The sequence below is a fragment of the Acidovorax sp. BLS4 genome (assembly GCF_032929295.1).
Taxonomy (GTDB): domain Bacteria; phylum Pseudomonadota; class Gammaproteobacteria; order Burkholderiales; family Burkholderiaceae_C; genus Paracidovorax.
In genome coordinates this window covers 2,168,072-2,190,758 of the sequence record NZ_CP136797.1, presented here as the reverse complement: position 1 = coordinate 2,190,758, position 22,687 = coordinate 2,168,072, and the positions used below count along the sequence as shown (strand labels likewise).

Here is a 22,687-nt window from a genome sequence, read left to right as displayed (position 1 = left end):
CACATTTTCACGCTTACGCGCGGAACCAAAACTGCCTGAATCTGGCACCTTGCCAGACCGCACAATCCTCTTTTGTTGATGGCACACATGCATCGTTGGAAACTCTCAATCCTGGCCGCCGCGGCCGTCATGTCGGCCGGCCTGTATGCCACCGATGCGAATGCTCTCGCCCTGGGCCGCCTTACCGTGCAGTCCGCCCTTGGCGAGCCCCTGCGCGCCGAGATCGAGCTGCCCCAGATCACTGCCGCCGAAGCGGATTCGCTGCGGGCAGCCCCCGCGTCCCCTCAGGTGTTCCGCGCCCAGGGGATGGAAGTGTCGCCCGCGCTGAACAGCCTGCGCGTGCAACTGCAGCGCCGCAGCGATGGCTCGATGGTGTTGCAGCTCACCAGTGACCGCCCCATCAACGACCCCTTCGTCGATCTGGTGCTGGATGCCACCTGGAACTCCGGCCAGATCGTGCGCAGCTACACCATGCTGTTCGACCCGCCGGCCCTGCGCCGCGCGCCGGCCACCGTGACCGCATCGCCCCAGGTGACGGCGCCGTCCGCACCGGCCGCTGCACCGGCCCCGCGCACGCCCCGGGCTACCGAGTCGGCGCCGTCCCAAGCGGCAGCCACCGCCACACCACGCCCGGCGCCAGCCCCTACGCCCCGCCCTGCCGCAGCGCCTGCCCCGGCGGGTGCCGCCGGCTCGGTCACCGTGCAGGCCGGCGATACCGCGGGCCGCCTGGCCGCCGCCAACCGCCCCGCTGGCGTGTCGCTCGACCAGATGCTCGTGGCGATGATGCGTTCCAACCCCGACGCCTTCATCCGTGGCAACGTGAACCGGCTGAAATCGGGCGCGGTGCTGCAACTGCCCGATGAAACCCAGGCACGGGCCACTCCCCCCGGCGAGGCACGCCAGATCATTGCCGCGCAAAGCCGCGACTTCAACGAATTCCGCCGCCGCCTGGCCGGTGCCGCACCCTCCGCCGAGGTGGCCGCCGCCGAGCGTTCGGCCAGCGGCAAGGTCCAGACCCAGGTCGAGGACCGCAAGCCCGCCACGGCCGCGCCAGACAAGCTCACCCTGTCCAAGGGCGCCGTGCAAGGCCAGAAGGCTGCTGAAGACCAGGTGGCCAAGGACAAGCAGGCCAGCGCCGCATCGGCGCGCATGGCCGAGCTGTCGAAGAACATCTCCGACCTGAACAAGCTCGGAACCGCCTCCGCGCCGGTGTCCACGGGCTCCGGCAGCGCGCCCGCAGCCGCCGCCAGCGCCGCGACGGGCGCAGCCGTGGCCACGGGCGCCGTGGTACCGCCCGCTGCGGCGCCCGCGCCACAAGCCCCCGCCAGCGTGGCCAGCGCCCCTGCGGCCCCCGCTGCTGCCGTGACGCCCGCCAGCGCGGCGGCAACCCCGGCATCCAGCGTGGCGAGTGCCGAGCCAGCCCCGCCCGTGGTGGCAGCCCCTGCGCCCGCACCGGCGCCAGCGCCCGTTGCCGTGCCCGCCCCAGCCCCCGACACGGAGGAGCCAGGCTTCTTCTCCAACCTGTTCGACGACCCCATGCTGCCATTGGCCGGTGGCGCCTTGCTGGCGTTGCTGCTGGGCTATGGCGTCTACCGCACGGTCCAGAACCGCCGCAACCAGCACGCGGTGGACAGTTCGTTCATGGAAAGCAAGCTGCAGCCGGATTCGTTCTTCGGCGCCAGCGGCGGCCAGCGCGTGGACACGGCCAGCAGCCAGCTGAGCACCGGTTCTTCGATGGCCTATTCGCCCAGCCAGCTCGATGCCGGCGGCGATGTCGATCCCGTGGCCGAAGCCGACGTGTATCTGGCCTATGGCCGCGACCTGCAGGCCGAAGAGATCCTCAAGGAGGCCGTGCGCCACAACCCGGACCGCACCTCGGTCCACGTCAAGCTCGGCGAGATCTATGCCAAGCGCCAGGACCGCAAGGCGCTGGAAGCCGTGGCGCAGGATGTCTTCCGGCTGACCGATGGCCAAGGCCCCGACTGGGCCCGCGTGTCCGAACTGGGCCGAGAACTCGACCCCGAGAACCCGCTGTACCAACCCGGCGGCCGCCCTGGCGTGGTCCTGGACGACGACGGCCCCAACACCGGCAACGGCTTTGCCAGCACCTTCACGGACGGCCGTCCGCAGATGGCCGGCGCCACCAGCGCGGCCCTGCCGCCCGATCTGGACCTCGACCTCGATCTGGCGGACGACGCCCTGACCGAGGCGCCGCCCGCGCCACCTGCCGCACCGGGTGCCTTCGCCGCTGCGGCCGCCGCCGCTGGTGCCATGGCCGCCGCGCCGGCCTGGGCTCCCGCACCGACGCCGGCCCCCGCCGTTTCGGAGCCACCCGCACTGGACACGGGTGCCCTGGACCTGCCCGATCCGTCATGGGACAAGCCGGTGGCCACCGCGGCCGACCCGCTGTCGCCACCTCCCGACACGGCCGACCTGGAATTCCCGACCGACCTGCGACTGATGGATTCCGCTCCGGCACCGCTGTCGTCCGCCGAAGCCGCCCCATCGGGCCCGGCGCCGCTCGAATTCGACCTCGGAGCGCTGTCGCTGGACCTGGACACGCCTGCCGGCAATACCAGCCCATCCGCCAGCCCGGCCGTGCAGGATCTTCCGCAAGCGACCCCGGCCCTGCCCGACGATCCGCTGGCGACCAAACTTGCCCTGGCGGAAGAATTCAACGCCATCGGCGACAGCGAAGGTGCACGCACCCTCATCGAAGAAGTCATCGCCGAATCGTCCGGCGCGCTCAAGACACGGGCGCAACGCCTGCTGTCCGAACTGGGCTGATGCACGGCACCAGCGCCGCCACGCTCCCTGCCGCACCGGGACGCCATCCATGAGGATGGCGCTCGGCGTCAGCTACAACGGGCAGGGCTACAACGGCTGGCAGAGCCAGTCTTCCGGCAGAACCATCCAAGACCACTTGGAAGCGGCGCTCGGCCGCTTTGCCACGCAACCCGTGTCCACCATCTGCGCCGGCCGCACCGATGCGGGCGTGCACGGGCTCATGCAGGTGGTCCATTTCGATACGCCGCTCGACCGCACGCCGTTTTCCTGGGTGCGCGGCACCAACACCTTCCTGCCTGCCGACATCGCCGTGCAATGGGCGCACCCGGTGCCGGAGACCTTCCATGCGCGTTTTTGCGCGACGTCCCGCCGCTACGCCTATGTGCTGCTGCAGTCGCCTGTGCGCCCCAGCGTGGACAGTGCGCGCGTGGGCTGGGTATTTCATCCGCTGGACGGCAGCGCCATGCGCGAAGCCGCCGCCCACCTGCTCGGAGAGCACGACTTCACCTCGTTCCGGGCATCGGCCTGCCAGGCCAAATCGCCGGTCAAGACCTTGCAGCGCATCACGATCACGCGGCGGGGCCCCGCCGAAGGCGATGCCGGCCCGCCGGCCAATGCACCGCCGCACGACTGGCAGCCCTGCTACTGGCGATTCGAGTTCGAGGGCAATGCGTTCCTGCACCACATGATCCGCAACATCATGGGCTGCCTGGTCGCGATCGGGCAGGGAAATCAGCCCGCCAGCTGGATGCACGAGGTGTTGCGGGCCCGCTCGCGCGATGCGGCCGCGCCCACGTTTTCGCCCGACGGGCTGTACTTTCAGGGACCGCTCTACGATGCCGCATGGGGTCTGCCCCTGCGCACCGCTGCGTATGATTGGCTTCCATGAGCCGCTCCCAGCCCGCCAGCCCTCCGCCTGTCCCTATCCCTCCCCACCACCGCACCCGCGTCAAGATCTGCGGCCTGACTCGCGAGGACGATGTGGATGCGGCCGTGGCGGCCGGTGCCGATGCGGTGGGGTTCGTGCTCTACGCCGCCAGCCCGCGCGGCATCACGCCGCAACGCGCCGCGGCCTTGGCCCGCAGACTGCCTCCGTTCGTGACGCCGGTGCTGTTGTTCGTGAATGCCAATGCTGCAGAAGTGATAGCAGCCTGCACAATGATTCCGTCGGCAACGGTCCAATTCCATGGGGATGAATCGCCTCAAGACTGCTGGGCGGCAACTGCGGACGGCGCGCGGCCGTTCCTGCGAGCGGCACGCATTCCCCTTGGCGACGGTGCGGCGCGGTTCGACCTCGTACAATTCGCGGCAACCCACTCCCGCGCCCAGGCCATCCTGCTCGACGCCCATGTCGAAGGTTATGGCGGAGGCGGCAAGGCATTCAATTGGTCACTTCTACCTCCAAGCGTCGGCTCTCACCTCGTTTTGTCTGGTGGACTCACGCCTGCAAACGTGACCGATGGCATCTTGCAGGTGCGGCCGCGCGGCCTGTCGCTCGCGGTTGACGTCAGTTCCGGCGTGGAAGCCGATGGCCCCGACGGCAAGCCGTTGCGGGGCATCAAGGACGCCGGCAAGATCCAACGCTTCATCGCCGCCGTGCAGGCGGCCGATGCGCAATTTGCAAAGATTCATTGATGCTTTCCTACCAGCAACCCGACGCCGCCGGCCATTTCGGCCCCTATGGCGGTAGTTTCGCGAGCGAAACACTCACCCACGCCCTGACCGAACTGCGCGAGGCCTATGCCCGCTACCAGAACGATCCGGAGTTCCTGGCCGAATTCCATTCGGAGCTGAAGCACTTCGTGGGGCGCCCCTCCCCCGTCTACCACGCGGCACGCATGAGCCGTGAGATGGGCGGCGCGCAGATCTACCTCAAGCGCGAAGACCTCAACCACACCGGCGCCCACAAGATCAACAACGTGATCGGCCAGGCGATGCTCGCCCGGCGCATGGGCAAGCCGCGCATCATCGCCGAGACGGGCGCAGGCCAGCACGGCGTCGCCACGGCCACCATCTGCGCGCGATATGGCCTCGAATGTGTGGTGTACATGGGCTCGGAGGACGTCAAGCGCCAGAGCCCCAACGTGTACCGCATGAAGCTGCTGGGCGCGACCGTCGTGCCCGTCGATTCGGGCAGCAGGACGCTCAAGGACGCGCTGAACGAAGCCATGCGCGACTGGGTGGCCCATGTGGACGACACCTTCTACATCATCGGTACGGTGGCGGGCCCGCACCCCTACCCCATGATGGTGCGCGATTTCCAGAGCGTGATCGGCACCGAGTGCCTGGAACAGATGCCGGCCATGCTGGCCGAGCAGAAGGCCAGCACCCAGCAGCCCGACGCGGTGATCGCCTGCGTGGGCGGCGGCAGCAATGCCATGGGCATCTTCCACCCCTACATTCCCTATGAGAAGACACGCCTGATTGGCGTGGAAGCCGCCGGCGAGGGACTGGACAGCGGCAAGCACTCCGCCTCGCTGCAGCGCGGCAGCTCGGGCGTCTTGCACGGCAACCGCACGTTCATCCTGCAGGACGAGAACGGCCAGATCACCGAAACGCACAGCATCAGCGCGGGCCTGGACTACCCGGGCGTCGGGCCCGAGCACGCGTGGCTGCAGGAAATCGGCCGTGCCGAATACGTCGGGATCACCGATGCCGAGGCGCTGGCCGCCTTCCATTACCTGTGTCGCACCGAAGGCATCATTCCGGCGCTGGAATCCAGCCATGCCGTGGCCTACGCCATGAAACTCGCCAAGACCATGCCAGCCGACCAGTCCATCCTGGTGAACCTGTCGGGCCGTGGGGACAAGGACATCGGCACGGTCGCCGACCTGTCGGGGGCCGATGTGTACGACCGGCCCTCCATGCGTGGCCTCGGGGTCAAGGGAGGGCCTGCCGCATGAGCTCGCCGCGCAACCGCATCGCGAACACCTTCGCAGAACTGCAGGCCAAGGGGCGCAAGGCGCTCATTCCCTATGTGACCGCCGGCTTTCCGTTCGCCGACATCACGCCGGCGCTCATGCATGGCATGGTCGAAGCCGGGGCCGACGTGATCGAACTGGGCGTGCCCTTCTCCGACCCCATGGCCGACGGCCCGGTGATCCAGAAGGCCGGGGAAAAGGCGCTCTCGCTGGGCGTGGGCATGGTGCAGGTCCTGGGCCATGTGCGCGATTTCCGCCAGCGCAACGACAAGACGCCCGTCGTGCTGATGGGCTACGCCAACCCGGTGGAGCGCTACGACCAGATCCATGGCGCAGGCGCCTTCGTGCGCGATTCCGCCGAGGCGGGCGTGGACGGCGTGCTCATCGTCGACTACCCGCCCGAGGAAAGCGAAGCGTTCGCGGCCAGCCTGCGCGAACACGGCATGGACCTGATCTTCCTGCTGGCGCCCACCAGCACGGAACAGCGCATGCAGCAGGTCGCGCGCGTGGCCAGCGGCTACGTGTACTACGTGTCCCTCAAGGGCGTGACCGGCTCGGGCGCTCTCGATACGACCGCCGTCGAGGCCATGCTGCCCGTCATCCGCCGGCATGTGCACATTCCCGTGGGCGTGGGCTTCGGCATCCGCGACGCGGCCACGGCCCAGGCGATCGGGCGCGTGGCCGATGCCGTGGTCATCGGCAGCCGCATCATCCAGTTGCTGGAAGACCAGCCGCACGAGAAGGTGGTGCCCGTCACCATCGACTTCCTGCGGGGGGTGCGCAAGGCGCTGGACGCATAATTGCAGCCCGCGCGCCCGGTCCGTGGCGCACCGGCTGAGACTTGAAGCGAAGAGGAAACCGATATGTCCTGGCTCGAAAAACTCCTGCCCTCCAAAATCCAGCAGACCGATCCGACCGAGCGCCGCCAGGTGCCGGAAGGCCTGTGGATCAAGTGCCCGAGCTGCGAGACGGTGCTGTACAAGACCGATCTGGAGCAAAACCAGAACGTCTGCCCGCACTGCAGCCACCACCACCGCATCAATGCCCGCCCCCGCCTGAACGCGTTCCTGGACGCCGAAGGCCGCTATGAAATCGGCCAGGAAGTGCTGCCGGTCGATGCGCTGAAGTTCAAGGACAGCCGCAAGTACCCCGACCGCCTGAAGGAAGCCCTGGAGAACACCGGAGAAACCGATGCGCTCATCGTGATGGGCGGCTCGGTGCGCAGCATCAACATCGTGGTGGCGTGCTTCGAGTTCGACTTCATGGGCGGCAGCATGGGCAGCGTGGTGGGCGAGCGCTTCGTGCGCGGCGTGGAAACCGCCATCGAGCAGAAGGTACCCTTCCTGTGCTTCACCGCCACAGGCGGCGCGCGCATGCAGGAAGGCCTGCTCTCGCTGATGCAGATGGCCAAGACCAACGCGGCCCTCACCCGGCTGGCCAAGAAGGGCCTGCCCTACATCAGCGTGCTGACCGACCCGACCATGGGCGGCGTCTCGGCCGGCTTTGCCTTCGTGGGCGACATCGTGATCGCCGAGCCCAAGGCACTGATCGGCTTTGCCGGACCGCGCGTGATCGAATCGACCGTGCGCGTGACGCTGCCAGAAGGCTTCCAGCGCGCTGAATTCCTGCAGACCAAGGGCGCCGTGGACTTCATCTGCGACCGCCGCGAACTGCGCGGCACCGTGGCCAAGAGCCTGGCGATGCTGCAGCGCCTGCCGGCAGACTCAGTGGCCTGATCGCTCACACGCTTCGGCCGATACCAAAACAATAGCCGCCACCACTGACTGGCTCAGCGGTGGCGGCTATTTTTTATGGTGGGGCGAATTCCGCTGCCAGCCTCTACCGCAGCACCCATCCCTGTACGTTGCCCACCACGATCAGGCACACCTGCAGCAACACCAGCACCACCAGCGGCGACAGATCCACCCCGCCGAGGAGCGGCACCACGCGCCGCACGGGGCGCAGCAACGGCTCGCACAAGCGGGCAATCACGTCGGCAAGGGGTGAGCGCGTCTGCACCCACGAGAGCACGGCATAGACGATCAGCAGGCCGATCAGCCCGTAGATCGCCGCGCGCACCAGACCGAACACGGCCAGCCAGAGCAGCAGCACCAGGCCCGGGCCGGCGCCCAGCAGCAGCCACAGCAACAGGTACTGCACCAGCTGGATCACAATCGCCGCGACCAGGCTGGCCCAATCCCAGCGCCCCGTGGCAGGCACGATCCTGCGCAGGGGCAGGACCAGCCAGTCGCTCAGCGCGAAAACCAGTTGCCCGATAGGGTTGCCAAAAGGCACGCGCTGCAGCTGCATGTAAAGCCGCAGCAGGCAAGCCCCGGCAAGCAGGCCGCCCACCACGTCCAGCAGGAAAGAAGCGATCTGGTAAAGCATGAAACCTCGTGATGTGGAGAATCTGGGGCGATGGTGCGAAGGGTTCCGCCGTGGGATGATAGCGGGCCAACCCGCTTGCCCATGACCTTCGTGCCCCCACCTTCCGAGCCGCCATTGCCGCCGCTCACGCTGACCTCCCTGCCGCTCTTTCCGCTGGGGACCGTGCTGTACCCGGGCGGGATGCTCTCGCTTCGCGTCTTCGAGGTGCGCTATCTCGACATGGTGCGCAAATGCCAGCAGGCGGGCGCACCCTTCGGTGTCGTTGCCCTGACGAGCGGCCAGGAAGTGCGCCAGGCAGGTGCAGCGCCCGAGCAGTTCCACGATGCAGGAACGCTCGCGAACATTGCGGAGATCGACACGTCGCACCCTGGCCTCATCGTTCTGCGAGCCGAGGGCTCGGCCCGCTTTCGCATCGTGCGCCGCCACCTGCTGCCGCACGGGCTGTGGGTGGCCGACATCGAGCAGATGCCCCCGGATGTGCCGCTCCCCGTCCCGGAGGACCTGCGCAACACGGCCGCCGCGCTCGAGCAGGTGCTCGCACGCCTGCGCCACCGGGGTGCGGACGACCCCTCCAGCCTCCCCGACCCCACCCCCGAGCAACTGGACGACTGCGGTTGGGTCGCCAATCGCTGGTGCGAACTGCTCCCCGTGCCGCTGGACCTGAAGCAGCAGCTCATGCAACTCGACAGCCCGCTGCTGCGCCTGGAACTCGTGGGAGACGTGCTGGAGCGCACGGGCATCGCGCCGTGAACACGAAGGGCGCAGCGGCCCGGCCTGGCGCGCCCCTGCCGTGAAGGTCCTGCAGGTCATCACCAAGGGCGAGGTCGGGGGCGCGCAGAGCCATGTGCTCACCCTCTGCCGGGAACTCACCCGCCAGGGCGTCGCGGTCCAGGTGGCCATCGGCGGCGCCGAACCGCATCCGCCACTGGCCAATGCCCTGGAGGCTTCGCACCTTGCGGTGCATCGCGTCCCCGCGCTGGGCAATGCGCTCAACCCGGTGCACGTGGTGCGCGCCGCCTGGGCCCTGCGGGGCATCGTGCTCGAACAATCTCCGGATCTGCTCCATGCCCACAGTGCGATGGCCGGCGTCGTAGCCCGGTTGGCCGGTGCACTGACCCGCACCCCCGTGATCTACACCGTGCACGGCTTCGCCTTCAAGGCGGGACATCCCTGGAAGCGCCGCACAGTGGCCCTTGCCATGGAGTGGCTGCTGGCCCTGCTGACCCGGCGCATGATTTGTGTCTCGGACCATGAGCGCCGGCTGGCGCTCGTGTTACCGCTGCCTTCGCGGCGGGTGTCCGTCATCCACAACGGCGTCGAGGATGTGGCAGTCCCAGGCAATAGCGCAGCATCGACCGCCGAAGCGGCGCCGACGATCGCGATGGTTGCCCGCATGGCCCCGCCCAAGCGCCCGGACATCCTGCTGCACGCACTCGCCCAGTTGCGTGGCGCCCTGGGGCACGAAGTCCCCGCCACCTTTTTCGGCGGCGGCCCCGAGCTGGCAGCCCACCGCGCACTGGCCCATCGATTGGGCCTGCAAGCGGTGCGCTTCACCGGCGATGTGGATGATGTTGCGGCCCAACTGGCCCAGCACGCCATCTTCGTGCTGGCATCGGATCACGAAGGCCTGCCCATTTCGCTGATCGAGGCGATGCGTGCGGGCATGGCCATCGTGGCCAGCGATTTGCCGGGCATTCGCGAATTGCTGCCGGAGTCGGCTCATGCGCGCCTGGTGGCGCCCGATCCCGCAGCATGGGCCACGGCGTTGCGGCAACTGATAGAGTCGCCAGCACTGCGCGCCCGCATGGGCGCGGCAGCACGGCAACGCTACGAGCAGCACTACACCGCACAGCGCATGGCTCTGGCCGTGCGCTCGGTCTACGCCGCGGCGACTTCGCGCACCCACTGACGATTCCATGAACAGCATTCCACGCCGCGAACTCGGCTCCTCCACGGCGCACCGACAGGGTGCCGTGCTGCGCTGGGCGCTGGGTGGCACCTTGATTCTGCTGGTGAGCTATCTGGCGGGGCTCGGCCTGGAGCGGTACGACTGGGTGACCTACCAGTTTCCGCAGACGGTGCTGTGGTGCGCCATTCCGTATGCCATGACCGCCCACTGGCTCTACAACGGCGCCTATCTGCCCCAGTTCGAGGGACGCCGCTTTCTCTTCGTGGCGACCGCAGCCCCCTACCTTGCCGCCCCGCTGGGTTTTGCGTTGCTGCAGCAGCCCTATTCCCGCGGCGCCGTTCTTCTCGTGTACCTGCTCTCGTCGGCATGGTTCCTGGTCGGCCATTGGCGCAACCGGCGGCACCAGGTGCTGTCCCTGGCCTATCTGGACGATACCGTGCCCCTGCGCCTTCGGGAGCTGCTGGGCGACACGGCCCATGCCAGCCAGCACCACATCGCGCTGCTGCCCTGGACGCCCCTGGAAGAGTCCAGCACGGACACCGGCACAACCCACGTCGCCCCCCAATGGGCCGGCGTGGTGCTGGATCGCCATGCCCCCTCGAGCGCCGCACGCGAGCGATGGATCAGCGATTTGCGTCTGCAGCATGTGCGGCTCTACAGCGTGGAGGCCGTGGCCGAACTGCTGAGCGGCCGAAAAATACTGCCCCACCAGCAGACCCAGGACCTTTGGACCCTGGACGGCAACCCGGCCTACGACACCTTCAAGCGGCTGACCGACCTGCTCCTCACGCTGGCAGGGCTGCCGGTGTGGCTGCCGCTGTGCCTGGCCGCCGGCCTGGCGGTGAAGCTGGATTCGCCAGGGCCCATGCTTTTTTCCCAGATCCGCGTCGGCCGCAATGGCCGTGCGTTCCGCATCTGGAAGCTGCGCAGCATGCGCCATGCCGGCGACGACCGCACAGCGCGCTTTGCCCAGCCCAACGATGACCGGGTGACCTCCGTGGGCCGGTTCATCCGCCGCACCCGTCTGGACGAACTGCCCCAGCTATGGAATGTGCTGAAGGGCGAGATGAGCCTGATCGGTCCAAGGCCAGAGCAAACGGAGTTCGTGCGCGTGTTCGCCGACCGGATTCCCGCGTACCCCTACCGCCACCTCGTGCGCCCCGGACTGACGGGCTGGGCCCAGGTCCAGCAGGGTTACGCCGACAGCGAGGAGCAGACCGCCATCAAGCTCAGCTATGACCTCTATTACGTGGCGCACTACTCCGTGGCCCTGGACTTGCTGATTGCGTACAAGACGCTGCGCATCGTGGCGGGGGGATTTGGGTCGCGTTAGTTTCGTTCGGCGCTGGCAGTTCCAGAAAACGCGGCGAAGACTTCCGGCCTGCACCATCCACCGCACCTCCCGCGGCTCATCCCCGCGCTTCGGGCGTTTCGAGGAAAGACCGATAGGTCTGGGCAATCCCGGTATCCAGCGGAATGCGCGCGCTCCAGCCACGGCGCCGCAACATGCCAACGTCCAGCAATTTGCGCAGCGTGCCATCGGGCTTGCTCGGGTCGAAAGCCAGCGTGCCCTCGAAACCGATCACGCCCATGATCCGCCGGGCCAGTTCTTCAATCGTCACGTCAGTTCCCGTGCCGACATTGAACAGGCCGTCCGTGATGTCGAGTTGCTCCATCAGGAACACACAGGCGTCTGCCATGTCGTCCACATGCATGAACTCCCGGCGCGGGCGCCCCGAGCCCCACAGCTTCATCACAGGGTCGCCACGCCGTTTCGCCTCATGGGCCTTGCGCAGCAAAGCAGGCAGCACATGCGAGGTGTTGAGGTCGTAGTTGTCGTTGGGGCCGTAGAGGTTCGTCGGCATCGCGCTCACGTAATGCCGGCCGTACTGACGGTTGAAACTCTCACAGAGCTTGATGCCCGCGATCTTGGCAATGGCATAGGGTTCGTTCGTGGGCTCGAGCGGCCCCGTCAGCAAGTACTCCTCCTTGATCGGCTGTGGGCAGTCGCGCGGGTAAATGCAACTCGATCCCAGGAACAGCATCCGCTGCACATCGGCGGCATGCGCGGCATGGATCACGTTGGCCTCGATCATGAGGTTCTGATAGATGAAGTCTGCCCGCGACACGTTGTTGGCCTGTATGCCACCCACCTTGGCAGCGGCAAGGAACACGTAGTCGGGCTTTTCATGCGCCATGAAGGCATGCACCGCAGACTGATCCAGCAGGTCCAGCTCGGCATGCGTGCGCGTCACCAGGTTTTCGTAACCGCGCTCGGACAACTTGCGCACCAGGGCCGAGCCCACCATGCCACGGTGGCCTGCCACGTAGATCTTGGCTTTCCTGTCCATGTCCACCCTCGTCAACGTTGCCGTCATTCGTTGTAGTCGTAGGCAGAAAAACCGTACTTCTTGACCAGTTCGTCGCGCTGGGCACTTTTCAGATCCTCGCGCACCATCTCGGCCACGAGTTCGCCAAATCCAATGCGCGGCGTCCAGCCGAGCTTCTCGCGCGCCTTGGTAGGATCGCCGAGCAACGACTCGACCTCCGTAGGTCGGAAGTATCTCGGGTCCACCTTGACAATGGCACGGCCCTGGGCGTCCCGGCCAACCTCGTCCACACCATGGCCCGACCATTCGATCTGCATGCCGAGCTCATGCGCCGCCGCCGAAACAAAGTCTCGCACGCTGTGCTGCACGCCCGTCGCGATGACGAAGTCTTCGGCCACCTCCTGCTGCATCATGAGCCACTGCATTTCCACGTAGTCCTTCGCGTGGCCCCAATCGCGCAGTGCATCGAGATTGCCAAGGTACAGGCAATCCTGCAGGCCCAGGTGGATGCGCGCCATGGCGCGCGTGATCTTGCGCGTCACGAAGGTCTCGCCTCGCACGGGGCTTTCGTGGTTGAACAGGATGCCGTTGCAGGCATACATGCCGTAAGCCTCCCGATAGTTGACCGTGATCCAGTAGGCATAGAGCTTGGCCACGGCGTAGGGGCTGCGCGGGTAGAACGGCGTGCTTTCCTTCTGCGGCACTTCCTGCACCAGCCCATAGAGTTCGGAAGTGCTAGCTTGGTAGAAGCGCGTCTTGCGCTCCATGCCCAGGATGCGGATCGCTTCCAGGATGCGCAGCGTGCCAATACCGTCGACATTGGCCGTGTATTCGGGCGTCTCGAAGCTGACAGCCACGTGGCTCATGGCCGCGAGGTTGTAGATTTCATCGGGCTGTGATTGCTGGATGATGCGAATCAGGTTCGTGCTGTCGGCCAGATCACCATAATGCAGGATCAAATGGCGGTCAGTAATGTGGGGATCTTGATAGAGATGGTCGATGCGATCGGTATTGAACAACGATGCCCGGCGTTTTATGCCGTGCACGATGTAACCCTTGCCCAGCAGGAATTCGGCCAGATAGGCCCCGTCCTGGCCCGTGATGCCGGTGATAAGCGCGACTTTTTGCATGTATAGAGGTCAGGAAGACGACCCAATCATAGGCGCTGCGCTCTTTCATGTCCCTTAAGCGCAACATTCTGGCGAACTACGTCGGCTCGGGCGCGGTCGCGCTTGCGCCCATCCTCGCCCTGCCCTGGTATCTCGCTGCGCTGGGCCCCCTGCAATTCGGCTTCGTGGGCTTCGTCACGACGCTGCAGGCCGTGCTCAACCTGCTCGACGCAGGCATGAGCCAGGCCTTGGTGCGCGAGATCTCGTTGCGTGCCGCCGGCGAAGGGGCGGCCAAGCCGCGCACAGCCGCACTGCTGTACGGCTTCGAGCGCATTTACTGGGCGATTGCACTGCTGATCGGCCTCGGGCTGGTCCTGCTCGCAGCCCCGATCGCACGCCACTGGCTCCATCTGGATGAGGCCGCGAAGGCCAGCGGCCAGGCCGCGGTGATCGGAGCGGCCGCCATTTTCGCAACGATGTTCCCGGGATCGCTTTACCGTAGCCTTCTTGTCGGCACGGAACATCAGGTGGCACTGAACAAGATCCTGTTCGCTGCCACGCTGCTCCGCCATGGGGGCGCTGTTCTCGCCGTGACCACCTGGCCATCGCTGACCACCTATCTGGCCTGGCACGTCGCAGCAGGCCTGTTCGAAACCGCTCTACGTGCCCACGTTGCCTGGTCTGCAACCGGAACGCATCGTGGCGACGCACGGTGGCAAGGTGACGTGGTCCGCCAAGCCTGGCCGGCGATCGCCGGTCTCGCTGCCGCTTCGGGCCTGGGCGCGCTCACGATGCAGCTGGACAAGGTGCTGCTCAGCAACCTGATACCGATCGCGGACTTTGGCTACTATGTGATCGCCTCTTCCGCAGCGGCGGGCGTGCTGCAGTTGGTGTACCCGCTGATGCAGGCAGTCCTGCCCCGCGCACTTCGCCTCAAGGACGACCCAGCCGCCCTTCGCCATCTGTACGGACGGCTCTTCGGACTGATCGCATTGGCCGCAGCCATCGGCATCGCCGTCTATGCCGTCGGAGGGGAACGGCTATTGGAGTGGTGGCTGAAGGACGGGCATGCCGTTTCGGTGGTCTACCCGCTGCTCGGCTGGCTGCTGTTCGGTGCCATCATCAACGCGTTCTACAACGTGGGCTACGCCCACTGGCTGGTGCGTGGAAAAATCCAGCGCATCCTGCAAGTCAACCTGCTGGCCGGGGTGCTGTGTCTGCTGGTCATTCCTCCCATGGTGTCGCGTTTCGGCATGGTTGGCGCGACATCGGGTTGGCTCATCATCAATTTCATCGGCTTTATCGCCAGTCTGCCCGGGCTCCTCAAGATCGACCATGAACGCTAAGCTGAAGAAGTTTTACTGGATCCTCTCGGAGCAGTTCGGCATCGACCCGCGTCGACTGCTGCGCTCGCTGCGCGGCACGCCGCGCTACCTGCGCGACCTTTTGCGCTTCCGACGCCAGTACCAAGGACGGCTCGAGCTCATGCCCTGCCTCCATGACTGGTACGAAGAGGGCGGTACGACCAAAAGCGAGTATTTCCTGCAGGATCTGCACGTGGCGCAGCAGATCCACCGGCATGGGCCGGAGCGCCATGTCGATATCGGGTCCCGTGTCGATGGTTTCGTGGCGCATATCGCCAGCTTTCGTGACATCGAAGTCTTCGATATCCGCGCCATCACCACGGAGCTGCCGAGCATCCGCTTCAAGCAGGCCGATCTGATGAACCCAGCCCCAGAACTGGCGAACTACTGCGATTCGCTGTCCTGCCTGCATGCCCTGGAGCATTTTGGACTTGGCCGCTATGGCGATGTGCTTGATCCCGCAGGCAGCGCCACAGGCCTGCGAAACATGGCCCATATCGTGCGTCCGGGTGGTCGGCTCTACCTTTCGGTGCCCGTCGGCATCGAACGTGTGCTGTTCAACGCCCACCGCGTTTTCTCGCCACGCAGCATCGTCCGAATGGCCGAAGCGGAAGGCCTTTCGCTGCGCCAGTTCGCGGCGGTTGGTGCCGAACGGCGCGTGATCGACTATCCGCATTGGGAAGCCGAACTGGACCGAATTGAGCAGCAGGACTACGCCCTCGGCATCTTCACCTTCGAGCGCATGCCCCCGCACACCGGCGAGCCCATATGACGACCACACGTGTTTTTCTGCGCGGCGGGCTCGGCAATCAGTTCTTCGAATGGCTGCACGCGCTGACGCTGGCCGAGTCGGGAGCCGATGTTGCACTCGACACCAGCTTCCTGCGCAAAGTACCAGGCAACCAGGCCATCGGCGCGCTGGAATTGGCCAAGGTGTTCACTGACCTGCGATTGCCGACTCGCCGCACGGAAGGGCTGTGGCGTGTCGAGCGGGTGGTCGTGCGTGCAGCCCGGTTGCTGGGCCAACTCCACAATGATGCAACCCCTGCCCACGGCGATTGGCGTGCACGCTATCACTACGGCTACTACCAGCATCCCCGCCACCACAGCGAGCGCGCGCTGCGACAGGCACGCGAACTGCTGCGCCCGACGTTTCGCGCCGCACCCCCGGGCCTGTCACGCTATGCAGCCCTGCACGTGCGAGGGGGCGATTACGCTGCCTCGCGTTACAACCGCGAACAGATCGGACCGCTCGGCGCAGGCTATTACCGCGGCGTGCTGCAGGCACTGGAGCGCAATTGGCCTGAACTGCAGTGGCTCGTCATTTCCGACGACTATGCCCATGCGCGGGCCATGCTTTCGCCGTTGGTGGCACCGGACCGCTGCCTGTTCCTCGACACCCACCTCGGCGGCAGGGAAACAGCCGACCAGGCATTGCAGGCCTTGATCAACGCCGACGTGCTGGCCTGTGCCAACAGTTCGTTCAGTGCGCTGGCTGGCTATGTGGGCCGTGCTCACACCGTGTTCGCGCCCACGCCGTGGTTCCGCGGCCTCGCGCTCACCTCGACCGACCCTTCATTGCCCTTGTGGCATCGGCTCGACGCTGACTTCGCCATCGAACCATGAGCCTGCCGCGCGTCTCCGTTGTCATCCCCGTCTACAACGCCGAAGCGACCTTGCGGCGCGCTCTGGACTCGATCCGCAACCAGACCTTGCCACCATTCGAGGTGATCTGCGTGGATGACGGCTCGCTCGACGGATCCGTCTCCTCGGCGGAGCACTATGACACCGCAGGCGCCTTCGTGCTGCGTGTAGTGAAGCAGCCGTGCAACGCTGGCGCTGCAGCCGCGCGCAACCGCGGCCTGGACCTGGCTGCCGGCGAGGTCGTCGCCTTTCTGGACGCAGACGACATCTGGTCGCCCGACAAACTCGGGCGCCAACTACACGCCATGCACAACCAAGGCCTGGACCTGATCGGGGGCCACTCCGGGGTGATCGCACAGAAAATACCGGCCTTCGTGCTGGAGAGTGCGTCTCAACCGCTGACTACCCGCGTTGTCGGCCTGGTCCCTGCCATGCTGTCGAATCCGTTTCACACGTCCTCCGTGCTGGTGCGGCGCGATGCGCGCGTGCGCTTTCCCGACAATGGCCAACTCAGCGAAGACTACGCACTGTGGCTGCAGCTGATCGCGGCCGGCTGGCGCTGTGCACACCACTCCCAGCAGCTGTCGTTCATGTACAAGCCTGCCTTCGGCAGCTCTGGCCTGAGCGCACAGCTGTGGCGCATGCAGCGCGGTGAGTTGGCTGCGCTCGGCGCCGTCGGCCAACGCGGGCACCGGGGCGCGCTGGCGCTGGCGCTGCCGGTCTCTTGCTTGAAGTTCGGCGTCAGGCTGTTACGCACTTGGCTGCGCTAGGGCCGCTGGTCTGACTTGGCTCTTAAAATGGCCGGTTTCGTCGCGCGACGCCTCTCTTCGCCATCATTAATCTATGTCCGACAATCCCACCCCTGCCATTGACCACAACCAGCTCGTCGCCGAGCGCCGCGAAAAACTCAAGGCCTTGCGGGAGGCCCAGGCAGCAGGCAAGGGCGTGGCGTTTCCCAACGATTTCAAGCCCGCGCACCATGTGGCGGACCTGCAGGCGCAGTACGCCGAAAGCGTGGCCGATGCACTCGAGGCGAGCCCTGTCACCGTGAGCGTCGCTGGCCGGATGATGCTCAAGCGCGTGATGGGCAAGGCCAGCTTCGCCACCGTGCAGGACGGCTCGCTGGGCACGACGGGGGGTCGCCTGCAGCTGTACGTCACGCGCGATGCGCTGGGTGAAGAGCTGTACGCCGCCTTCAAACACTGGGACCTGGGCGACATCGTGGGTGCGGAAGGCACGCTCATGAAGACCAAGACCGGCGAGCTGTCGATCAAGGTCACCACGCTGCGCCTGCTCACCAAGAGCCTGCGGCCCATGCCGGACAAGTTCCACGGCGTGGCCGACCAGGAGGTGAAATACCGCCAGCGCTACGTGGACCTGATGACCGATGAGACCGCGCGCAGCCGTTTCATCGCCCGCAGCAAGGCCGTAAGCGGCCTGCGCGAGTTCATGGTGCAGCACGGCTTCCTGGAAGTGGAAACGCCCATGCTGCACCCGATTCCCGGCGGCGCGAATGCCAAGCCGTTCGTCACCCACCACAACGCGCTGGAGCAGGAGATGTACCTGCGCATAGCGCCCGAGCTGTATCTGAAGCGCCTGGTGGTGGGCGGCTTCGAGCGGGTGTTCGAGATCAACCGCAACTTCCGCAACGAAGGCATCTCGGTGCGCCACAACCCCGAGTTCACCATGATGGAGTTCTACGCGGCCTACTGGAACTACCGCGACCTGATGGACTTCACCGAGCAGCTGGTGCGCGATGCGGCCATGAAGGCAGCCGGCACGCTGCAGCTGACCTACGGCGGCCGCGAGGTGGACCTTTCCCAGCCTTTCCAGCGGCTGACCATCCGCGAGGCGATCTTCCAGTACACCGAAGCCGGCGCCCATGTGGACGATGCTGCCTGGCTCGTCAGCGCCCTCAAGAAGCTGGGGCTGAGCGAAGAGAAGAACCAGCTGTCCAAGCGCACGCTCGCCAGCCTGCAGGTGCTGTACTTCGAAGAAACGGTGGAAGACAAGCTCTGGCAGCCCACCTTCATCATGGAGCACCCGACCGAGATCAGCCCCCTGGCCCGGGCCAACGACACGCGCCCTGAAGTGACCGAGCGTTTCGAGCTCTACATCACCGGTCGCGAGTTCGGCAACGGCTTTTCCGAGTTGAACGACGCCGAGGACCAGGCCGCGCGCTTTCAGGCGCAGGTCGCGGCCAAGGATGGCGGCGACGATGAGGCCATGTTCTTCGACCACGACTTCGTGAGGGCGCTCGAGTACGGCATGCCTCCCACCGGCGGTTGCGGTATCGGCATCGATCGGTTGATGATGTTGCTCACCGACAGCCCCAGCATCCGCGACGTGATCCTGTTCCCCGCCCTGCGCCGCGAACATTGATCGGCTGGGGACTGCGGCCTTTGCGGCCGAAAGGCCTGCACCTGCCTTCAGGAAAGGGACCGTGATGACCACCACCCATCCCACCCCACTGCCCCCCGGTGGGGGCCGCATCGAGGACACCATGCCCTTCACCGTGCTGGTCGTGGAGGATCAGGCCTCCCTGCGCGCGGTGCTGGTGGCGGAACTGCGCAATGCCGGCGTCGTCGATGTGCTGGAGGCTGCGTCGGGCGACAAGGCGCTCGACCTGTTCCAGTTGCACCGGCCGGACCTGGTGCTCCTGGACATCCGCCTGTCCGACCACAACGACGGCTATTGGGTCGCGCAGCAGATGCGCGAGGCCGAACCCGGGGGCTGGACGCCCATCATCTTTCTCTCCGGCCTGGACGGCGACCTGGACGTATGGCGCGGCATCGAGTCGGGCGGCGACGACTACCTGGTCAAACCGGTCAAGCCGATCGTCCTCGTTGCCAAGCTTCGCGCCATGCGGCGTCTGCTGGACATGCGCCGCCGGCTGGTGTCGCTGTCGCAGGAGCTGCACCTGGCCAACCAGCGGCTCAATGAGATGGTCGAGGTGGATGCCCTGACCGGGCTGGTGAACCGCCGCGGCCTGGACCGCATCCTGCACAACGAGATCGCCGCGGCGCGGCGGGAGGGCGAGCCGCTCACCCTGATGCTGTGCGACCTGGACCACTTCAAGCGCTACAACGATTCAGCCGGACACCTGCAGGGCGATGCCTGCCTGAAGGACGTGAGCCGCCTGCTGCGCGACGTGTGCACGCGCCCGCGCGATGTGGCGGCGCGCTACGGAGGCGAGGAGTTCGCCCTCATCCTGCCCGGCACGCCCCGCTCCGGCGCGATGACCTTTGCACGGGCGCTGGGCAAGCTGCTGTCCGTGCGCGCCCTGCCCCACCCCAATTCGCCGCTCGGCCCGACGCTCACGCTGTCCGGCGGCATCACCACCTGCGTCCCTGACGAAGGCACCAGCGCGGAGGCCATGCTGATGCGCGCGGACCAGGCGCTGTATGCCGCCAAGGCCCAGGGACGCGCCCGCTTTTTCAGCTTCGAGATGCAGATGGACACCGTCGAGCAGTTGCGTGGCTGACAGGAGACCTTTTGCCGAACGACTGGACCTTCATGCTGCGCCTGCAACCTTACCTGCCCGACTGGATCCGGGACTGGCTCGACATCATCGTGCCGGGGCTGCAGATCCTCCTGATCCTGATCGTCGCCGTGGTGCTGCAGCGCACGCTGCGAAGGCTGGTGGGGCGTGCCGGCCACCATTACCAGTGGCCCATCGAGATGATGGTGCCGATCAACGGCCTGCTGCGCTGGATCATCATGGGCAGCGCGCTGCTGCTCGTGCTGGAGCGCCTGGGTGTTTCCGCCACCGTGCTGTGGACCGCCTTCACCGGATTCGCCACCGTGGGTGCCGTGGCCTTCTTCGCCGCGTGGAGCGTGCTGTCCAACCTGTTCTGCGCGCTGCTCATCTTCACCGTGGGCCCGTTCCGCCTGGGCGACTACATCGAGGTGCTGGACACGGCGGAAAAACCGGGTGCCAAGGGGCGCGTGATCGACATCAACCTGCTCTACACCACCCTGGAAGACTTCGACACGGGGCCGGACGGCGCACTGCTGCAGATTCCCAATACCCTGATCTTCCAGCGCGTGGTGCGGCGTTGGAAGGGCGGGCCTCCGCGCAGGGCGGATGCCGCGCCGGAAGACGCTGCCTCGGCCGAGGCCTCTTCCAGCCTGGAAACGGTCTGACCCTGCCAGGTCTGCTGCCGGCTCACGCAAGGCCGCAGCGAGTTTCAGCGTGGCAGGCACCACGTGCCGGCCATTCAGCTTTCGCCGTGCCGGCGCCCTTCGGGCCGGTGGGCCGCTTCCGGCCCATGGCCATGCTGCGCTGGCGCCGGCGAGGCATGGGGCGGCTGCACGGCGACGTGTCGGGGTGCGGCCGGCCCGTGCGGCATCGCAGGCATGGGCCGCTGCATGGTGGGTGGCGGCATGTTGTGCGGGGCACGTTCCGCCGCGCCCTGGGCCTGCCCTTGCGGCGCCATGTGCTGAACATGCTCGGGCCTCGGCAGGGCCCGCTGTGCCTGTGCCTGTGCCTGTGCGCCGGGGCTGGCCCCCATCTGTACGCGCGGATTCTCCCGGTGGGGCTCCCGGCTCGAAGCGCCCGGCACCGCCCCTGGTGCGGTCGGCGCGTGCGGCGCCATCCCTTCCGGTCTGTTGGACGGCAACGCCACCTCGCGGTGCGGCTGTGCTGCCCCGGGCACTGCCCGCAGGTCTGCAGCAGCATGGGCCTGCATTGGGGGTTGGCCAGGAACGCTGGGCAGCGCTGCCCGCGGGGCATGCACCCGCTCCTCCGCGCGCCCGGCGTTCTGGAATTCACGCGCGCCCTGGGGTCGCTGCGGAGGCACCATGGCCTGAACCTGCGGCGATGGCACCACGGCAGACTGGCCTGGCGGCACAAGATGCCGGTCCTGGCCCGGAGCGTGCGGCAGCATGGCCGCCTGCGCCATGGCATGGTGGTCGCGGTCTGGCGGGACACGCGATGCCATCGGATTCATGGCCGGCATCGGAGCGGCCGGCGCTGCCGGCATCGCGGCCGCCACGGCCGCAGGACGGCCACCGTCCGGTGCACGCTCGTAGATGTTGTTCACGGTGACGCGGTTGTGGATGTTCTCCACCACCGTGCGGGACTGCGAGATGTAGGTGTTGCCCCGGTACACCACAGCGGGACGCACCACCGGCGGCGGCAAGGGCGCGCCCTGGACCCAGGCCGCGCGCTCCGGTGGCCGACCCCAGTTGACGCCCCAGGCATCCCAGCCCCAATGGTGGTGGTGCGATGCGACCGCGCCCACCAGCACGCCGGCGCCGAAGGCCAGCGCGCCCACGGCCACGGGGTCGGGCCCCACGGCCACCCCTGACGAATAGACCGGGGCGGGCGCGGCCCCGCGATAGCTCGAGTACAGCGGCACCGGCGTGCCATAGACCACCTGCGGGTCATAGCGCGGCACGTACACCGCCTGGACGTCGGCCGGTTCGATGGAGATGTAGGTGGGCGGCGGCACCACCACCGTGGGCCCGCTATAGACGGCCACGGGTTGCTGCAGGTCCGCCGGTGGCGGTGGGCTCGGCGGCGCGGCCGTGACGGTGGCCACGCGCAGGTGCGGCGAGCTTTTGAGCGTGCCCGCCTTGCTGGCGCGCGAGCGCATGACCTGGATGGCGTTCATCATGTCCGTCGGGTCGTTGTAGTAGGCCTTGCCCAGCGCCACCGTCCAGGGCAGGTTGGAGGCCATCTGCTCCAGCACGTTCGGGAAGGCGGTCAGCGACTTGATGCTCGGGTCCCACGGTTGCTGGTCCACCGCATCCGTCAGCGCGGCAGCCTTCAGCGACGGGTTTTGCCCCAGCCAGGTTTCCGCGGCCGTGACCTGGTCGGGGTAGGTCGCACCGGCCAGCACCTGCGCCACCAGCTTGTCCGGATACAGCGCGATGGGAGCAACCATCTGGTAGAGCGCATCCGCGCTGGGAGGCGTGTAGCGGACGGCCACGGGCGCGGCCTCCGGCGCAGCCACGGGCGCTGCCGCGGCGGATGGCGCGGGCGGCGGCACCCTCGGAGAAGAGTTCTGGCGATTGCAGGCGGTCAGGGCACAAACGGCGATGAGCGACAGCGCCATGCCGCGCGATGCACGCTGCAGGCCCGCAGTGCGGAGGGATCTGGGTGCGGTCGCCGCCGGTTGGAGCGGCAAGGCGGCGTGGGTTTGGGAAGCACGGGGGTCTGCAAGGGGCGCCATGGTTTTTCTCCTGAACCATCCACCGTGGGCCGATGCGAAAACCCGGTCCGGCGTGC

General features: G+C 66.9%; 20 protein-coding genes. 16 read left to right on the top strand and 4 right to left on the bottom strand.

Features of this window, described 5'->3' with window-relative positions; genetic code table 11:
- The first annotated feature begins 87 nt into the window (after positions 1-87).
- The 6 genes from R1Z03_RS10150 (at position 88) to accD (ending at position 7,444) form a co-directional block, all read left to right on the top strand.
- Positions 88-2,787: a FimV/HubP family polar landmark protein gene (locus R1Z03_RS10150; protein WP_317359283.1), complete on the top strand. Its 2,700-nt coding sequence runs from the start codon at positions 88-90 to the stop codon at positions 2,785-2,787.
- 49 nt (positions 2,788-2,836) lie between these two features.
- Positions 2,837-3,676 carry a tRNA pseudouridine(38-40) synthase TruA gene (truA, locus tag R1Z03_RS10145; protein WP_284430072.1) on the top strand — a complete coding sequence of 280 codons (840 nt, stop codon included), beginning with the start codon at positions 2,837-2,839 and terminating at the stop codon, positions 3,674-3,676.
- Positions 3,673-4,422: a phosphoribosylanthranilate isomerase gene (locus R1Z03_RS10140; RefSeq protein WP_317359280.1), complete on the top strand. Its 750-nt coding sequence runs from the start codon at positions 3,673-3,675 to the stop codon at positions 4,420-4,422. Before truA ends, R1Z03_RS10140 begins: the two co-directional genes overlap by 4 nt.
- Entirely contained in the window at positions 4,422-5,690 is a 1,269-nt protein-coding gene (gene trpB / locus R1Z03_RS10135) for a tryptophan synthase subunit beta (protein WP_284424281.1), read from the top strand. Before R1Z03_RS10140 ends, trpB begins: the two co-directional genes overlap by 1 nt.
- Positions 5,687-6,508 carry a tryptophan synthase subunit alpha gene (gene trpA, locus R1Z03_RS10130; protein WP_284424282.1) on the top strand — a complete coding sequence of 274 codons (822 nt, stop codon included), beginning with the start codon at positions 5,687-5,689 and terminating at the stop codon, positions 6,506-6,508. Before trpB ends, trpA begins: the two co-directional genes overlap by 4 nt.
- 63 nt (positions 6,509-6,571) lie before the next feature.
- Complete coding sequence (accD, locus tag R1Z03_RS10125; RefSeq protein WP_272567902.1) at positions 6,572-7,444, top strand: acetyl-CoA carboxylase, carboxyltransferase subunit beta; 873 nt, start codon at positions 6,572-6,574, stop codon at positions 7,442-7,444.
- 103 nt (positions 7,445-7,547) lie between these two features.
- On the opposite strand, the gene R1Z03_RS10120 is transcribed toward accD, so the two are convergent.
- Positions 7,548-8,096, bottom strand: coding sequence for a YggT family protein (locus R1Z03_RS10120; RefSeq protein WP_284411299.1), 549 nt, complete (start codon positions 8,094-8,096; stop codon positions 7,548-7,550).
- Positions 8,097-8,177: 81 nt separating this feature from the next.
- Here R1Z03_RS10120 and R1Z03_RS10115 point away from each other — a divergent pair, with 81 nt between their 5' ends.
- The 3 genes from R1Z03_RS10115 to R1Z03_RS10105 are packed head-to-tail and all read left to right on the top strand — an operon-like array spanning position 8,178 to position 11,338.
- Positions 8,178-8,846, top strand: a complete 669-nt coding sequence (locus R1Z03_RS10115) for an LON peptidase substrate-binding domain-containing protein (protein ID WP_317359276.1) — start codon at positions 8,178-8,180, stop codon at positions 8,844-8,846.
- 40 nt (positions 8,847-8,886) lie between these two features.
- Positions 8,887-10,005 (top strand): glycosyltransferase family 4 protein, encoded by a 1,119-nt coding sequence (locus tag R1Z03_RS10110; RefSeq protein ID WP_317359274.1) that lies wholly within the window; start codon positions 8,887-8,889, stop codon positions 10,003-10,005.
- Between the two features lie 7 nt (positions 10,006-10,012).
- Entirely contained in the window at positions 10,013-11,338 is a 1,326-nt protein-coding gene (locus R1Z03_RS10105; RefSeq protein ID WP_317359272.1) for a sugar transferase, read from the top strand.
- 76 nt (positions 11,339-11,414) lie between these two features.
- Here the strand turns inward: R1Z03_RS10105 and R1Z03_RS10100 are convergent, their stop codons facing one another.
- Together R1Z03_RS10100 and gmd are read right to left on the bottom strand one after the other, a co-directional pair.
- Entirely contained in the window at positions 11,415-12,356 is a 942-nt protein-coding gene (locus R1Z03_RS10100; protein WP_317359270.1) for a GDP-L-fucose synthase, read from the bottom strand.
- 23 nt (positions 12,357-12,379) lie between these two features.
- A complete protein-coding gene (gene gmd / locus R1Z03_RS10095; protein ID WP_284424287.1) occupies positions 12,380-13,465 on the bottom strand; it encodes a GDP-mannose 4,6-dehydratase in 1,086 nt (361 codons plus the stop codon).
- A gap of 47 nt (positions 13,466-13,512) precedes the next feature.
- Here gmd and R1Z03_RS10090 point away from each other — a divergent pair, with 47 nt between their 5' ends.
- From R1Z03_RS10090 to R1Z03_RS10060, 7 genes are all read left to right on the top strand, one after another.
- A complete protein-coding gene (locus R1Z03_RS10090) occupies positions 13,513-14,790 on the top strand; it encodes an oligosaccharide flippase family protein (protein WP_317359266.1) in 1,278 nt (425 codons plus the stop codon).
- Complete coding sequence (locus R1Z03_RS10085) at positions 14,780-15,580, top strand: DUF268 domain-containing protein (protein ID WP_317359263.1); 801 nt, start codon at positions 14,780-14,782, stop codon at positions 15,578-15,580. Before R1Z03_RS10090 ends, R1Z03_RS10085 begins: the two co-directional genes overlap by 11 nt.
- Positions 15,577-16,434 carry a hypothetical protein gene (locus tag R1Z03_RS10080; protein WP_317359261.1) on the top strand — a complete coding sequence of 286 codons (858 nt, stop codon included), beginning with the start codon at positions 15,577-15,579 and terminating at the stop codon, positions 16,432-16,434. Before R1Z03_RS10085 ends, R1Z03_RS10080 begins: the two co-directional genes overlap by 4 nt.
- Positions 16,431-17,222: a glycosyltransferase family 2 protein gene (locus tag R1Z03_RS10075; RefSeq protein ID WP_317359258.1), complete on the top strand. Its 792-nt coding sequence runs from the start codon at positions 16,431-16,433 to the stop codon at positions 17,220-17,222. Before R1Z03_RS10080 ends, R1Z03_RS10075 begins: the two co-directional genes overlap by 4 nt.
- A 73-nt stretch (positions 17,223-17,295) precedes the next feature.
- A complete protein-coding gene (gene lysS / locus R1Z03_RS10070) occupies positions 17,296-18,834 on the top strand; it encodes a lysine--tRNA ligase (protein ID WP_317359255.1) in 1,539 nt (512 codons plus the stop codon).
- 64 nt (positions 18,835-18,898) lie between these two features.
- Positions 18,899-19,936, top strand: a complete 1,038-nt coding sequence (locus tag R1Z03_RS10065) for a diguanylate cyclase domain-containing protein (protein ID WP_372588250.1) — start codon at positions 18,899-18,901, stop codon at positions 19,934-19,936.
- Between the two features lie 32 nt (positions 19,937-19,968).
- Entirely contained in the window at positions 19,969-20,598 is a 630-nt protein-coding gene (locus tag R1Z03_RS10060) for a mechanosensitive ion channel family protein (protein WP_284430246.1), read from the top strand.
- A 74-nt stretch (positions 20,599-20,672) separates the two neighbouring features.
- Here the strand turns inward: R1Z03_RS10060 and R1Z03_RS10055 are convergent, their stop codons facing one another.
- Positions 20,673-22,631, bottom strand: coding sequence for a DUF3300 domain-containing protein (locus R1Z03_RS10055; RefSeq protein ID WP_317359252.1), 1,959 nt, complete (start codon positions 22,629-22,631; stop codon positions 20,673-20,675).
- Positions 22,632-22,687 lie beyond the last annotated feature (56 nt).